This window comes from Salmonella sp. SAL4457, assembly GCF_046548235.1.
Lineage (GTDB): Bacteria > Pseudomonadota > Gammaproteobacteria > Enterobacterales > Enterobacteriaceae > Salmonella > Salmonella enterica.
On the sequence record NZ_JBGDZO010000405.1, the window covers coordinates 1 to 276 of the forward strand.

The 276-nt window shown below is 65.9% G+C and carries 1 protein-coding gene; it reads right to left on the reverse strand.

Annotation, left to right across the window (positions count from 1 at the left end; all coding sequences use genetic code 11):
• Positions 1-201, reverse strand: a 201-nt coding sequence (locus ACLJNW_RS24830) for an exonuclease domain-containing protein (protein ID WP_410961305.1), incomplete at its 3' end; no start/stop codon positions are given.
• Positions 202-276: the final 75 nt, after the last annotated feature.

Genomic DNA, 276 nt, shown 5'->3' on the forward strand with positions numbered 1-276 from the left:
GCTGATATGCGTGAGGTCGCGGCAGAAGTGGGTCAGCAGCGGCCGCCTGACCGGCCGTACGAAACGCTGGAAGTGGTCCAGTTCGCGGGCGTCCGCGGCGGCGACCAGGGTGGCGCCGATCTCGATGATTTCCATTTCCTCCAGGGGCCAGCCGCCTTCCGCGGTGGTGGCCTCCAGATCGATTACCAGCCAGTGAGGCATCGGAGCTATCCATACCAGGGTCCGCGCTGAGTATGGCGGGGCTTCCGGACCTCGGCAAACCGCTGTGCTAGGCTG